Source organism: Rhodoferax ferrireducens, from assembly GCF_031458075.1.
Lineage (GTDB): Bacteria > Pseudomonadota > Gammaproteobacteria > Burkholderiales > Burkholderiaceae_C > Rhodoferax_B > Rhodoferax_B ferrireducens_A.
The window spans coordinates 360,845-373,861 of the sequence record NZ_JAVDXT010000002.1 but is presented as its reverse complement, the minus strand read 5'-3'; the positions used below and the strand labels follow the sequence as shown (position 1 = coordinate 373,861).

Genomic DNA, 13,017 nt, shown 5'->3' with positions numbered 1-13,017 from the left:
GGGCAAATGGTCAGTGGATTACTTGCAGGAAGGCAATTTCCAATCGGCCGGGCGGTCGACACCGGCGCGGAAGTTCTGGCCGGCGGGCACGTACCACACGTCTTGCACCAGGCCGTACTTGCTGCCGATCTTCTTCAGCTCGCAGCCCTGCCAGAGCTTGGCGATTTCAGTATTCACCGCCTGGGCCAGTTCCGGGTTGTCCTTGTTCAAACCAAACACCACCTGGCCCAGACCGGTCAGCAGCGGGAAATCGGGGTTCGCATCGACGAAGGCGTTGAAGCGCACGTTCCACTGCGGATTGCGCGAGATGGCGTACTGCATGACCGGTGGGTCGCCAATCACCGCGTCGATGCGGCCGGCCAGCAGATCGCGCACGGCAGCGTCCGAGGTGTCGTACATGGTCAATTGCAGACCGGCAATCTTGCGCAGCTCGGGGATGAAGGAGAAGCCGGTGATCGTGCCGACCTTCTTGCCTTCCAGGTCCTTCAGGTGCGACCAGTTGGTCTTGTTCGACTGGGTGATGCCGTTCTTGAAGTAATGGATCGGGTCGCTCAGCGTCATGATTTTTGAGCGCTGCTCTGTCCAGCCCATGGTGCCGGCCATCACGTCCACGCGCTTGGCCTGCACCGAGGCGATGGTGCCCGACCACTCCATCAGTGCCGGCTTCACCTTGAGCTTTACCGCATCGGCGATGCGCTGCAGGATCTCGCCGTCGTAGCCGACCATCAGCCCGTCCTGGTAGCCGGTGCCAGGCATGTCGCCGGTGAAGGCGATGGTCAAATTGCCTTTGTCTATGGTGGAAGGGGTTTGCGCCTGCACGGCGGGCAGCAGCGCGAAAGCGCCGAGCAAGGTGCACAACAGCCGGGTAATAAAGAGTGGTTTCATGGTGATTCCTGCAAAGGATGAAAGGGGTTGGGGCTTGCGCATTTGCCTGGCATTTGCGTGAAGCCATTGTTCAAAATCACCCCCCACTTGGCATAGGAAGCGCTTGCCTGTAAATTGAACGTATGCGACATACGGTAAAAACCCCTAAGCCCCTGGCCAAGCAAGGCGCGAACGAACTGGTCGGCCTGCTGGACGCCTCGAAGGAACGTCCGCCGCTGAACCCATCGGGCGTGGAGCTGCGCATCGGCATCCTGCTCTGGCCGCGCTTTCCTCTGCTGTCGCTGGCCGGCCTGTGCGATGCGCTGCGGCACGCAGCCGACATAGGCGACCAGAGCCGGCAGGTACGCTGCACCTGGACGGTGCTGGGCGTGCCCGACCAGCCTATCCAGGCCAGCTGCGGCGTGGAAATTCCTGTGCAGCAGTCGCTATCGAGCCAGCACCAGTTCGACTACGTGGCGGTGATCGGCGGGCTGCTGCCCTTTATGGACAAAGTCGACCGGCGCTACACCAGCTTTCTGCAAGAAGTGGCTGCAGCCGGCACGCCGCTGGTTGGCATCTGCACCGGCAGCTTCGCGCTGGCCCAGGCCGGGCTGCTGCAGGGCAAGGTGGCCTGCGTGCACCCCTTCCATGTGAACGACTGGAAAAAGATGTTCCCGACCCAGGCGTTTGCGACGAATGCCGACTACCTGTTCGACGGCGACCGCATTACCTGCGCCGGCGGCATCTCCATCATCGAGCTGGCCACCGAGCTGATCCGCCGCCACTGCGGCCCGGACCGCGCGGCCAAGGTAGTGCACCAGATGACGGTGTCGCAGCGCTCGTCCACGCATGTCACTCGCCGGCATGCGCTGGGCTATGCGTCAACGGAGAACGACAAGCTGCGCCAGGCCATCATGCTGATGGAAAAGAACATCACCACGCCGCTGGAGATCGCGGTGATCGCCCGCCTGGTGGAGACCAGCAGCCGCCAGTTGGAGCGGGTTTTCATGGCCGAGACCGGTGCGTCGCCGTCCGAGTTCTACCGCAACTCACGCCTCAAATACGGCCGCTGGCTGCTGACCACATCCGACTCGCCCGTCAGTGCGATTGCCTATGAATGCGGCTTTGCCGACGCCTCGCATTTCATCCGGCATTTCCAGCAGCTGTACGGCGTGGCACCGGGGCGGCTGCGCCGCGCGGTACTGGCGGCTTGAAGCCAGGCAGTTTTATAGAAAAAGTGGCTCTGGCGCTTATTTCACCTGCGGCACAAGCTACCAAATAGATAGCAAAAACCTTTAGCGTGCCGACACCCGTATCTGCACCAGCCGCCGGCTGTCTACCGCGGCCTCGCTGCTATAGCTGCCTGCCGCCGGCTGGCTGCCGCTGGCCGCCACCGTGACCCACTGGCCCAGCGGTGCACTGACGGTGGTGCTGAACTGGCTGCGCTCCTGGCTGGGCAGCTCGGCATTGCCCGTGGGGGCGGCGACGCTGGCAGCCTGCAGATCGATCTGCACCGCCACCGCCTGTTTGCCGCCGGGCCAGCGTGGCTGCACGCGCAGGCTCTGGCCGGACTGCATCCAGACCATGCCGTAGCCGACACCGCCACCACTGCTGGATGCCGAGCCCGTACCCGAGCTGCGCTGGCGGCTCTGCCCGCCCACCGATTGGACCCAGCGGATCGGCATGTTCTGGCCCATGCTGAGAGTGGCAGCCTCGCCATTGCGCACCTGCACCTGCTGCGGCGCCACGGGGGCGGTGCTGGGCTGGGTACTGGCGGTATATCCGCCGCCATCGTCGATCTGCCGCAGCTCAACCGTCAGGTCGCGCGCGGGCAACTGGGCCTGCGCCGGTGGGGTCAGCCACAGTCCAAAGACGGCAACAACGGGCAGCAGGTAGGCGGTATGGCTCATGGTAGTGTGGATTGTTCCACGGAAGCACGGATCGCAGGGGTATCGCAGCAAAACCACAGGTGGCGGGCGCGCCGACGAATACAATTGCTTACGCGTTCCGCTGGATGACTGCACATCGCAGAATGCTTGTTCTTTCACTTCTTCCCCCGTATTGATGGATGCTGGCCTTAGCCTATCCATCCCACTGGAAAGCCGCCGTTGAGTGACGATTTTGACGACCTGTTTGATGCGCCGGCCAGTGCTGCGACTGCTGCGCCAGCACCGGCACCGGCAACTGCCGCGGCTCCGACTCCGGTCGCAGCATCGGTGCCAGCAACAGTGCCTGCACCCCAGTCCGACACCGAGCCGCCGGTGCGTTGCATCTGGATGGCCATCTACAAACGAGGTGCTACCGTGCAGTACAAGGGCAATAACCACACGGTCACCCATGTGCAGATCAGCAAAGGCAATCTCTTCGTCGGCATGCAGAATGTAGACGGGGTGATTCCCCACGAGAAAGTCAGCGTGCCACTGACCGAATTCCGTCTGCAGCTGCGCAACTAATAGCTGCTTAACCCGCCCCGCGCTGGGCCGCCAGGCGCAACGCCAAACCACTCAAGACTTCGTAGGCCGCACCCGCTTGTGCGTCCCAGGCCTTCACCGCCTGGGCCTGGCGGGCGATGGCCGCGGTATCGCCGCGCGCCGCCGGGCCCGTCAGCGCCGCTACCGGCCCCAGCCGGGTGATATTGGCCGCCGCATTGGCCAGCAGCGTGGCGCGCAGGCCGGGGATCAGCGCAGCTGGCACGCCGCTGCTGCGCCAGGCATCTTCGGCCACGCTTTGCAGCACCGGCAGAAAGTTGGTGGCGAACACCGCGGCGGCGTGGTACAGCAGCTTGTGCTCGCTGGCCACGCCAAAGCACTGCCCACCGATGGCACTGAGCGCGCTGTGCAGCTGCGCGCAGGCGCCGGGCTCGCCCTCTAGCGCGCAAGCCGTGCCGGGGAACTGGGCCACGGCTGCGTCCACCGTGGCAAAACTCAGAATGCAGTGCGCGCTGGCGGTGCGCCAACCCAGATCGGCCAAGGGAGCCAGCGTGGCGCTGCCCAAGGCGCCACTGCAATGGAAAGCCACAGACGCCGGTGGCACGACCTGGGCCAGGGCCTGCGCTACCTGCGGCAGCTGCGCGTCCGGCACCGCCAGCATCCACACATCGGCCGGGCGCATGGTCTGCAAAGAGGCTACGGCCTGGCCCGCAGTTATGGACGCACACGCCGCCTGGGCGCTGGCCAGCGAGGTGGTCAGCACGTCTTGCACGGCAAAGCTGCCGGCCTGCTGCCACAGGCGCGCCAGGGTTTGGGCCACGCGGCCAGCGCCGACCAGGTTCAGGGTGAGCAAACGGGTAGTCATGCCGCCATGCTACACAGCAGCCGGCATGGAGCATGCAGGCTCAGGCGGTAAATTTCAGCGCATTGGTCATATCGCCCATGGGTTGCTGGCCGCGGGCCTGCATCGCGTCGTCGCGCTGCTTCAGGCCGTCGAGCTTTTCCAGGCCGAACACACGGGTGATCAGGCGCAGGATGGAGCCGGTGTCGTAAATCGTGTGGTCTACCGTACCCTTGCGCGCAAACGGTGAAATCACCAGCGCCGGCAAGCGCGTGCCCGGTCCCCAGCGGTCGCCCTTGGGCGGCGCCACGTGGTCCCACCAACCGCCGTTTTCATCGACGGTGACGACCACCACCATGTTCTCCCACTGCGGACTGGCGCCCAGCAGCTTGATGGCGTGGGCGATATGCCGGTCGCCACTGGTCACATCGGCATAGCCGGCGTGCATGTTCAGATTGCCCTGGGGTTTGTAGAAAGTCACGGGCGGCAGCTTGCCGGCTTCGATGTCGGCAAAGAAGCGGTTGGTGCGCGTCTCGTCGCCCAGGCCGCCGTCGCGCAGGCGCTTGCTGCGCGCCGTGGGATTTTCCGGGCCCAGATTCTTGAAGTAATTCAACGGCTGGTGGTGGTACTGGAAGTTCGGGATCTTGGGGATGCCGTTCGAGTCCTTGAACTGGTCCAGCGTGGCCTGCCAGGCGCCGCCGTACCAGGCCCAGTCCACGCCCTTCTGGTCCAACTTGTCGCCGATATGGTGGTGCACCTGCGGCACCAGCACCTGCGGCTGGTTCGGCGCGGCATAGTCGGGATTGGCCGGGTCGCGCGACCAAGTGGGCCAGTACGGCGGCGCCATGGTGTTGACGGCATAGCCATCGGGCGTCAGCGCATTCGGGCTGAACTTGGGCGGGCCGTCCATGGCACTGGCCGGGCTGCCTTCGGCCGGCGCAAGTCGGTAGTCGGTGGGGTCGCTGCTCTGCAGCTTGGCCACCTGGGTACGGGCCGGCGAGTTCATCACATCGGGATAGAACGGCACGGTGCCGGTGACCAGATACTGGTGGTTCAGGAAGGAGCCGCCGAACGCGCCCTGGAAGAAGTTGTCGCACAGCACGAACTCGCGCGCGATGTCCCATAGGCGCAGGTTGTAGCGGGTGTCGGCGTAATAGCCCATGGTGATGCCGCCGGCATCGCCCCAGGCCACAAAGCCGTCGTTCTTGCCGCCGTTGATCTGCATCTGGTTGTGGAAGAAGGCATGCACCAGGTCGCGCGTCACCAGGCCCAGCGGCAGGGCTTCACCTTGCGGGCCTTTCATGGCGTAGGGTGCATTCGACAAATCGGTCTGGTACTGCTTACCGGGCTCGTAGGCCACGCCTTCCACCACCTGGGCAGCCGTCTGGACCACGCCACCCCAGGTCTGCGGCAGCTTGCCCAGCAGCTTGCCGTCGCGGTCGCGCTGGGCGAAGTCGCCGGGCTTGAGTGCAGACAACGGCTTTTCCAGACCGGGGAAGTCGGCGAACAGGTTGTTGAAACTGCGGTTCTCGCCGTAGATCACCACCACGGTCTTGACGTTCCTGCGCAAGGCCTGGTCCAGTGCACTGCCAGCTGCAGCGCCGGCCATGGGTCCGTCGGTTGCGCAGGCCGCCAGCGACGCGCTGACACCGGCGGTGGCCATGCCGCCGAGAAAATGACGGCGGCTGACTTCGGGCAGCGGGCTGGGGGTATGGGATGCTTCGGGCGAAGACTTGTCTAACGCGGGGTCCGTCATGGCGTTCCTTTGGTGCTTTGCGGGGCGAAATCGCAGCCAAGCATCGTAGCGGGAGGGCCGAGACAAAAACATACCCTGCTGTGTAAAGCAACGCAGCCAGATGGCGCCCGGAGGCGCTCTCAGAAGGTCAGAAACGCGCGAAGTATTCCTGCAGCCGGTCCTGGAAAACCCGCTTCTGGCTGGCCTCGATAAAGCTGCCCTCGAAGCTGTTGTACGCCAGTTGGTAGGCGTGCTGGGCCGTCAGGCCGGTGGCGGCAAAGGTCTGGGTAAAGTTCTCGTTGATGTAGCCACCAAAGTAGGCGGGGTCGTCGGAATTGACGGTGGCCACCAGGCCGGCGTCCAGCAGCGCACCCAGGTTATGGTCGGCCAGATCGGGGAACACGCGCAGCTTCTGGTTGGACAGCGGGCAGACCGTCAACGGAATGCGGTCCTGGGCCAGGCGCTGCATCAGCAAGGCGTCGTGGACGGACTGCACGCCGTGGTCGATGCGCTCGACCTTGAGCACATCCAGCGCGCTCCAGATATAGGCGGGCGGCCCCTCCTCGCCCGCATGCGCCACCAGGCGCAGGCCCAGGCTGCGGCATTTGGCGAAGACCTTGGCGAACTTCTCCGGCGGGTGGCCAAGCTCGCTGGAGTCCAGGCCCACACCGATGAATTTGTCGCGCAGCGGCAGCGCCTGCTCCAAGGTGGCAAACGCGTCTTCCTCGCTCAGATGGCGCAGAAAGCACAGGATCAGCACCGCGCTCAGCCCCCACTGCTTTTGCGCATCGACGCAGGCGCGGTGCAGGCCGTTGATGACCGTGTCGATGGCCACGCCGCGCGCGGTGTGCGTCTGCGGGTCGAAGAAGATTTCTGTATGCGCTACGTTATCTGTAGCAGCCCGCGCAAGATAGGCGTGCGCCATATCGTAAAAGTCTTGCTCGGTCAGCAGCACGCTGGCACCCGCGTAGTAGATGTCCAGAAAGCTTTGCAGATTGCTGAAGGCATAGGCGCTGCGCAGCTCTTCGACGCTGGCGTAGGGAATCGCCACGCGGTTGCGTTGGGCCAGCGCGAAGATCAGCTCGGGCTCCAGCGAGCCTTCGATGTGGATATGCAGCTCGGCCTTGGGCATGCCGCGCAGCAGCTCGGGCAGGCGCTCGGCAGCGATGGCGGGTACGGTAAAGGATGTGGTCATCAGCAGACTCCAAAAGTGATACCCAGGTGTTTCAGATAGCGCCGGTAGGCGGCAGAGGCCTTGTCGGCCGCGGTATGCAGCTCGGCCCGCGGGTCCAGCGGCAGGCGCTTGGGGCTTTGCGATTCCAGCACCGGCTGGTCCTGCGCGAAGATGGTCTGCTGGAAGGCCCGCAGCTTGTCGTCAGACGCCGGCCCATCGGGTCCAGCCAGTCTAAACCAGACCCGGCTCTGCTCCGGGCCGACCGGGCAGATGAACATGCCAATCGCCTCGCGGTAGTCGGCCAGCGCGACGCTGGACGCCTCGGGTACCTTGGTCAGCACCGCGGCGTACGGCGCCTCCACCGTGTAGCTGTATTCCACCTGCGCCGGCGCGGTGGCGTGCGCGCTGGACTGCGGCTGCCAGGCCTTGCACTGCGTGGCGACAAAGCCATTGGGCGTGCTGTCGACCCGGTAGTCGTCGATCGACGCAGCGCCGCGGCTGCCCAGCCAGCCCTCGTGCACAAAGGCGAAATGCGCCATGTCCAGAAAATTCTCCACCAGCCGCGGCGCGCTGGTCGCCACGTCGAACGGGCCGCAAATGATCTTGCGCAAGCGGCTATCGGCCTCGGCAGCAAACGGCACCAGGTCGTGCGGATCGGCACTGCCCTGCAGCCGCACCCAGACCAGGCCATAGCGCTCGCAGGCCGCAAAGCGGCGCACCACATGGGTCGCGGGCGGGCTGAAGTCCGGCAAGGCCGGCACATGCACGCACTGGCCCGAGGCCGCAAACTGCCAGCCGTGGTACGGGCACTCCAGCCGGTCGCCACAGACCCGGCCCAGCGACAAGCGCGCGCCGCGGTGCGGACACTGGTCGGCCCAGGCGTGGGCGGTGCCGGCGGCGTCGCGCCACAGCACCACCGGCTGCTCCAGCAAGGTGGCGGCCAGCGGCTGCTGCGCCAGATCAGCGCTCGCAGCCACCGGATGCCAAAGGGTTTTTTCCATCATGTTCACAGCACTCAGCAAAGACTATGCCGAGACCAAATAAAAAAGCCACCCCGAAGAGCAGCTTTCAAAGATAAGACTCCCCTCCCATGGCCAGCACAGCGAAGCCCCTTCCAGAACAGCGCGGAACTGGCTTTGCCAGTCCGCTGCTGTTGCCCCCTGCAAGGGGGTTGGCGGAAAGCGCTTGCGCTGTAGCCTGGGGGTGAGTGTTACTTCCCGCCTGGGATCTTGCCTTCCACGCCCTTGACGTAGAAGTTCACACCGCCCAGGAAGGCGTCATCGGCCACCGCATCCTTGGCCACCACCACCTTGCCGGCCTGGTCCACGATCGGGCCCTTCCAGATGGCGAAGCTGCCATCGGCCAGGCCCTTCTTGATCTCGTCGATCTTGGCCTTGGTTTCAGCCGGCACGTCTTCGGCAATGGACACGATGTCGATCGCGCCTTCCTTCACGCCCCACCAGCTCTTGCCGCTGGCCCACTTGCCATCCAAGGCGTCCTTGGTGGTCTTGATGTAGTACGGACCCCAGTTGATGATGCTGGATGCCAGATGGGCCTTGGGGCCGTAGGCTGTCATGTCCGAATCCCAGCCGAAGGCGCGCTTGCCCTTGCTCTCGGCGGTCTTCAGCACGGCGGGCGAGTCGGTGTTCTGGAACAGGATGTCGGCGCCGCCGTTGATCAGCGCGGTGGCGGCTTCGGTTTCCTTGGGTGGGCTGAACCATTCATTGACCCAGACCACCTTGGTCTTGATCTTGGGGTTCACGCTTTGCGCGCCCAGCGTAAAGCTGTTGATGTTGCGGATGACTTCAGGAATTGGCACCGAGCCGACCACGCCCAAAGTGTTGGACTTGGTCATCTTGCCGGCGATCACACCGGCCATGTACGCGCCTTCGTAGGTACGGCTGTCGTAGGTGGCCATGTTGTCGGCGGTCTTGTAGCCGGTGGCGTGTTCGAACTTCACGTCCTTGAAGTCGGCCGCCACTTTGAGCATGGACTCCATGTAGCCAAAGGTGGTGCCGAAGACCAGCTTGTTACCGTTGCTGGCCATGTCGCGCAGCACGCGCTCGGCGTCGGCGGATTCGGGCACGCTTTCCACAAAGCTGGTGCTGATCTTGTCGCCGAATTCTTTTTCCAGCGCCTTGCGGCCGTTGTCGTGGGCAAAGCTCCAGCCGCCGTCGCCGACCGGGCCGACGTAGGCAAACGCAATCTTCAAAGGCTCGGGCTTGGGAGGGGGTGCCTCGGCAACCGGGGCCGAAGCCGCAGGCGCGGCAGCGGGTGCTGGCGCGGGTTCTTCCTTCTTGCCGCAGCCGGCCAGGGCCGCCGCCACCGCCGACGCGGCAGCGATTTGAATCAAGGTGCGTTTCTTCAGGTCAGTCATGTGATTTCACTTTCTGGGGTTCTGGGGGGATTGCGAGGAAAAATTCGAACGTAACAAAATGATTATGAACCGGGATAAAACGGTTTCCCGAGCGAGGCCGGCATGTTGATGCGAATCCACGCCGGGTTGCGCGAGATCAGCGCCAGCACCACGATGGTCGCCAGGTAGGGCAGCATGCTCAGCAATTGGCTGGGCACGTCTACCCCTACGCTTTGCAAATGGAACTGCAGCATGGTGACGCCGCCAAACAGGTAGGCGCCCAGCAGCACCCGGGTCGGCCGCCAGGTGGCAAAGGTGGTCAGAGCCAGCGCGATCCAGCCCTTGCCGGCCACCATGCCCTCGACCCACAGCGGCGTGTAGACCAGCGAGATATAGGCGCCAGCCAGTCCGCAGAGCGCGCCGCCCACCACCACCGCCAGGAAGCGGATGCGCCGCACCGGGTAGCCCAGCGCATGGGCCGACTCGGGCGACTCGCCCACCGAGCGCAGCACCAGGCCGCTGCGGGTGCGGTACAGAAACCAGATCAAGCCCGCAACCAGCGCCATCGCAAAATACACCAGCGGATGCTGGCGGAACAGCGCCGGCCCGACCAGCGGGATGTCGCCCAGCACCGGAATGGAAAACTGCATGCGCTCGGGCAGCTTGGCCTGCACATAGCTGATGCCGCCAAACGCCGAGAAGCCGGCGCCGAACAGGCTCAAGGCCAGACCGGTGGCGTACTGGTTGGTGTTGAGCCAGATCACCAGTACCCCGAACACCGCCGCCAGCAGCGCGCCCGCACCGATGCCGGCCGCAAAGCCCAGCCAGTCGCTGCCGGTATTCACCACGGTGGCATAGCCGGCGATGGCCGCGCAGAGCATCATGCCCTCAGCGCCCAGATTGACCACACCCGCTTTTTCGTTGACCAACAGGCCCAGCGCCGCCAGCGCCAGCACGGTACCGGCGCTCAGCGTGGCCGCAAATAACAAGGCATACGAATCCATCATGCGGCCTTTCTGAAACGTACGCGGTAAGCGATCAAGGTGTCGCAGGCCAGCAAGGTGAACAGCAGCAGGCCCTGAAACACGCCGGTCAGGGATTTGGGCAGGCCCAGGCGCGACTGCGCGAGCTCACCGCCGATGTAGAACATGCTCATCAGCACGGCCGAGAACACCATGCCCACCGGGTGCAGCCGCCCGACAAAGGCCACGATGATGGCCGCAAAGCCGTAGCCCGCCGGCACATAGGGCGTGAGCTGGCCGATCGGCCCGGCGACTTCCAGCGCGCCGGCCAGGCCGGCCGCGCCGCCGGAGGTCAGCAGCGCAATCCACAGCGCCTTGCGCGACGAAAACCCTGCATAGCGCGCCGCCGCCGGCGCCAGCCCGCCCACCTGCTGGGCAAAGCCGGCCCTGGTGCGGAACAAGAACACCCACAGCACCGCCACCCCGGCCAGCGCGATCAGCAAGCCGATGCTGACCCGCGAGCCCTTCCACAGGCGCGGGATCTGGGTCACGGCGTCGAAGTTCTTGGTCTGCGGAAAGTTGTAGCCCAGCGGGTCTTTCCAGGGGCCGTAGACCAGGTAGCTGAGCACCATGGTGGCCACGTAGACCAGCATCAGGCTGACCAGAATCTCGCTGGCGTTGAACTTGTCGCGCAGCAGCGCGGTGATACCGCCCCAGACCATGCCGCCCAGCACCCCGGCCAGCAGAATGGGAATGACGATCCAGCCGCCGGTGCTCTTGTCGGCCAGCAGCGCCACGCCGGAGGCGAACACCGCGCCTATCAGGTACTGGCCCTCGGCGCCGATGTTCCACACATTCGAGCGGAAGCACACCGCCAGCCCCAGCGCGATGATCAGCAGCGGCGTGGCCTTGACCATCAGCTCGCCCAGCGCATACGGGGTTTTGATCGGTTCCCAGAAGAACACCATCAAGCCCTTGACCGGGTCCTTGCCCAGGGCCACGAACAGGATGACGCCGATCAGCACCGTCACCAGCAGCGCCAGGATCGGCGAGCCATAGCCCCAGAACTTGGATGGCTGGGGGCGCGGTTCAAGCTTGAGCATGCGCCACCTCTGCTGCATTCGGGGTGTTCGGGGTATTCCAAAGGCCGCTCATCCATTCTCCAATCTGGGCCACGGTGGCCGCTGCACGCGGGATCGAGGGCGACAGCCGCCCCTTGGCCACCACGTGCAGGCGGTCACAGATTTCAAACAATTCGTCCAGCTCTTCGCTGACCACCAGCACCGCACAGCCGGCATCGCGCAAGGCCAGAATCTCGCCGCGGATCTGCGCGGCCGCGCCCACGTCCACGCCCCAGGTGGGCTGCGAAACGATCAGCAGCTTGGGGTTGGCGTCGATCTCGCGGCCGACGATGAACTTCTGCAAGTTGCCACCCGACAGCGACTTGGCCGCCGCGTTCGGCCCGCCGGTCTTGACCTTGAAGCGCTCGATCACGCCCAGCGCCTGGGTTTGCAGCGCCCGCACCTTGATCCAGCCGCTGGGGCTGATAGCGTTGGTGCGCGTCAGCATCAGGTTGTGCGCCAGGCCGATGGTGGGCACGGCGCCGCGGCCCAGCCGCTCTTCGGGCACGAAGTGCACACCCAGCGCGCGCCGCTGGTTGGGCCCGAGCTGGCCCACCGGCTTACCGAATACCGTCACCATGCTGGCGCCGGCCCGGGTGTCTTCGCCCGACAAGGCATACATCAGCTCGCGTTGGCCGTTGCCCGAAACGCCGGCGATGCCCACCACCTCGCCGGCCCGCACCTCCAGGTCGATGCCATCCAGGTCTACGCCAAACTGGTCTTCGCGCGGCAGGCGCAGGCCCTGCACCTTCAATACGGTGGCGCCGGTCTTGACCTCGCGGTGCTGCAGCGCCGGCGGCTCGGCGCCGATCATCAGCCGGCTCAGCGAGGCATTGGTTTCCTCGGCCGGGTTGCACACACCTGTGACCTTGCCGCCACGCAGCACGGTGCAGGCGGTGCAGAGTTCGCGGATCTCGTGCAGCTTGTGGCTGATGTAAAGGATGCTGCAGCCTTCGCTGACAAGCTGTTTCAGCACCACAAACAGCTTTTCCACCGCCTGCGGCGTCAGCACCGAGGTCGGCTCGTCCAGGATCAGCAGCTTGGGGTTGGTCAGCAGCGCGCGGATGATTTCGACCCGCTGCATCTCGCCCACGCTCAGGGTGTGCACCGGGCGGCTCGGGTCGATGTCCAGGCCGTAGGCGCTGGCCTTGGCGACGATGCGCTGGGTGACCTCGGCCAGGCTCAGGCTTTTGTCCAGCCCCAGCCAGACGTTCTCGGCCACGGTCAGGGTGTCGAACAGGCTGAAATGCTGGAACACCATGCTGATGCCCAGCGCCCTCGCCTCCTGCGGGTTGCGGATGTGGACGGGCTGGCCGTTGAACAGCACCGTGCCTTCGTCGGGCTTGACCGAGCCGTAGATGATCTTCATCAGCGTGGACTTGCCCGCGCCGTTCTCGCCCAGCACCGCATGGGCTTCGCCGGGCTGCACCGTCAATGACACACCGCTATTGGCCACCACCGCGGGGTAGCGCTTGGTGATGCTGGTCAGTTGCAACCTGGGCGGAGCTGGGGTTGGGGCCATGGCTTGGGGATCT

12 protein-coding genes are annotated in these 13,017 nt (G+C 65.0%); 2 read left to right on the top strand and 10 right to left on the bottom strand.

What is annotated here, in order from left to right; translation table 11 throughout:
* Positions 1-18: 18 nt before the first annotated feature.
* A complete protein-coding gene (locus J2X19_RS10745; protein WP_310373136.1) occupies positions 19-885 on the bottom strand; it encodes an ABC transporter substrate-binding protein in 867 nt (288 codons plus the stop codon).
* Between the two features lie 122 nt (positions 886-1,007).
* Here J2X19_RS10745 and J2X19_RS10740 point away from each other — a divergent pair, with 122 nt between their 5' ends.
* The gene (locus J2X19_RS10740) at positions 1,008-2,078 is read left to right on the top strand and encodes a GlxA family transcriptional regulator (protein WP_310373135.1); all 1,071 of its coding nucleotides are present in this window, start codon (positions 1,008-1,010) and stop codon (positions 2,076-2,078) included.
* 81 nt (positions 2,079-2,159) lie between these two features.
* Here J2X19_RS10740 and J2X19_RS10735 read toward each other — a convergent pair whose 3' ends face one another.
* The gene (locus J2X19_RS10735) at positions 2,160-2,774 is read right to left on the bottom strand and encodes a hypothetical protein (protein WP_310373134.1); all 615 of its coding nucleotides are present in this window, start codon (positions 2,772-2,774) and stop codon (positions 2,160-2,162) included.
* 198 nt (positions 2,775-2,972) lie between these two features.
* Here J2X19_RS10735 and J2X19_RS10730 point away from each other — a divergent pair, with 198 nt between their 5' ends.
* Entirely contained in the window at positions 2,973-3,317 is a 345-nt protein-coding gene (locus tag J2X19_RS10730) for a hypothetical protein (protein WP_310373133.1), read from the top strand.
* A gap of 7 nt (positions 3,318-3,324) precedes the next feature.
* On the opposite strand, the gene J2X19_RS10725 is transcribed toward J2X19_RS10730, so the two are convergent.
* The 8 genes from J2X19_RS10725 to J2X19_RS10690 form a co-directional block, all read right to left on the bottom strand.
* Positions 3,325-4,158 carry a Rossmann-like and DUF2520 domain-containing protein gene (locus tag J2X19_RS10725; protein ID WP_310373132.1) on the bottom strand — a complete coding sequence of 278 codons (834 nt, stop codon included), beginning with the start codon at positions 4,156-4,158 and terminating at the stop codon, positions 3,325-3,327.
* 40 nt (positions 4,159-4,198) lie between these two features.
* Positions 4,199-5,890: an acid phosphatase gene (acpA, locus tag J2X19_RS10720; protein ID WP_405048637.1), complete on the bottom strand. Its 1,692-nt coding sequence runs from the start codon at positions 5,888-5,890 to the stop codon at positions 4,199-4,201.
* Between the two features lie 127 nt (positions 5,891-6,017).
* Entirely contained in the window at positions 6,018-7,064 is a 1,047-nt protein-coding gene (locus tag J2X19_RS10715) for an adenosine deaminase (protein WP_310373131.1), read from the bottom strand.
* Complete coding sequence (locus J2X19_RS10710; protein WP_310373130.1) at positions 7,064-8,047, bottom strand: aromatic ring-hydroxylating dioxygenase subunit alpha; 984 nt, start codon at positions 8,045-8,047, stop codon at positions 7,064-7,066. Before J2X19_RS10710 ends, J2X19_RS10715 begins: the two co-directional genes overlap by 1 nt.
* A gap of 206 nt (positions 8,048-8,253) precedes the next feature.
* Positions 8,254-9,420, bottom strand: a complete 1,167-nt coding sequence (locus J2X19_RS10705; RefSeq protein WP_116603846.1) for a BMP family ABC transporter substrate-binding protein — start codon at positions 9,418-9,420, stop codon at positions 8,254-8,256.
* A 62-nt stretch (positions 9,421-9,482) separates the two neighbouring features.
* Positions 9,483-10,403 carry an ABC transporter permease gene (locus J2X19_RS10700; RefSeq protein ID WP_310374512.1) on the bottom strand — a complete coding sequence of 307 codons (921 nt, stop codon included), beginning with the start codon at positions 10,401-10,403 and terminating at the stop codon, positions 9,483-9,485.
* Positions 10,403-11,464, bottom strand: coding sequence for an ABC transporter permease (locus J2X19_RS10695; RefSeq protein WP_310373129.1), 1,062 nt, complete (start codon positions 11,462-11,464; stop codon positions 10,403-10,405). The genes J2X19_RS10700 and J2X19_RS10695 overlap by 1 nt, the downstream gene beginning before the upstream one ends.
* Entirely contained in the window at positions 11,451-13,004 is a 1,554-nt protein-coding gene (locus tag J2X19_RS10690; protein ID WP_310373127.1) for an ABC transporter ATP-binding protein, read from the bottom strand. Before J2X19_RS10690 ends, J2X19_RS10695 begins: the two co-directional genes overlap by 14 nt.
* Positions 13,005-13,017: the final 13 nt, after the last annotated feature.

Coding starts and splice junctions, on each gene's coding strand:
- acpA (WP_405048637.1), bottom strand. CDS start 5,890: ATGACGGACCCCGCGTTAGACAAGTCTTCGCCCGAAGCATCCCATACC.
- J2X19_RS10695 (WP_310373129.1), bottom strand. CDS start 11,464: ATGCTCAAGCTTGAACCGCGCCCCCAGCCATCCAAGTTCTGGGGCTAT.
- J2X19_RS10740 (WP_310373135.1), top strand. CDS start 1,008: ATGCGACATACGGTAAAAACCCCTAAGCCCCTGGCCAAGCAAGGCGCG.
- J2X19_RS10705 (WP_116603846.1), bottom strand. CDS start 9,420: ATGACTGACCTGAAGAAACGCACCTTGATTCAAATCGCTGCCGCGTCG.
- J2X19_RS10700 (WP_310374512.1), bottom strand. CDS start 10,403: ATGGATTCGTATGCCTTGTTATTTGCGGCCACGCTGAGCGCCGGTACC.
- J2X19_RS10745 (WP_310373136.1), bottom strand. CDS start 885: ATGAAACCACTCTTTATTACCCGGCTGTTGTGCACCTTGCTCGGCGCT.
- J2X19_RS10735 (WP_310373134.1), bottom strand. CDS start 2,774: ATGAGCCATACCGCCTACCTGCTGCCCGTTGTTGCCGTCTTTGGACTG.
- J2X19_RS10710 (WP_310373130.1), bottom strand. CDS start 8,047: ATGATGGAAAAAACCCTTTGGCATCCGGTGGCTGCGAGCGCTGATCTG.
- J2X19_RS10690 (WP_310373127.1), bottom strand. CDS start 13,004: ATGGCCCCAACCCCAGCTCCGCCCAGGTTGCAACTGACCAGCATCACC.
- J2X19_RS10725 (WP_310373132.1), bottom strand. CDS start 4,158: ATGACTACCCGTTTGCTCACCCTGAACCTGGTCGGCGCTGGCCGCGTG.
- J2X19_RS10715 (WP_310373131.1), bottom strand. CDS start 7,064: ATGACCACATCCTTTACCGTACCCGCCATCGCTGCCGAGCGCCTGCCC.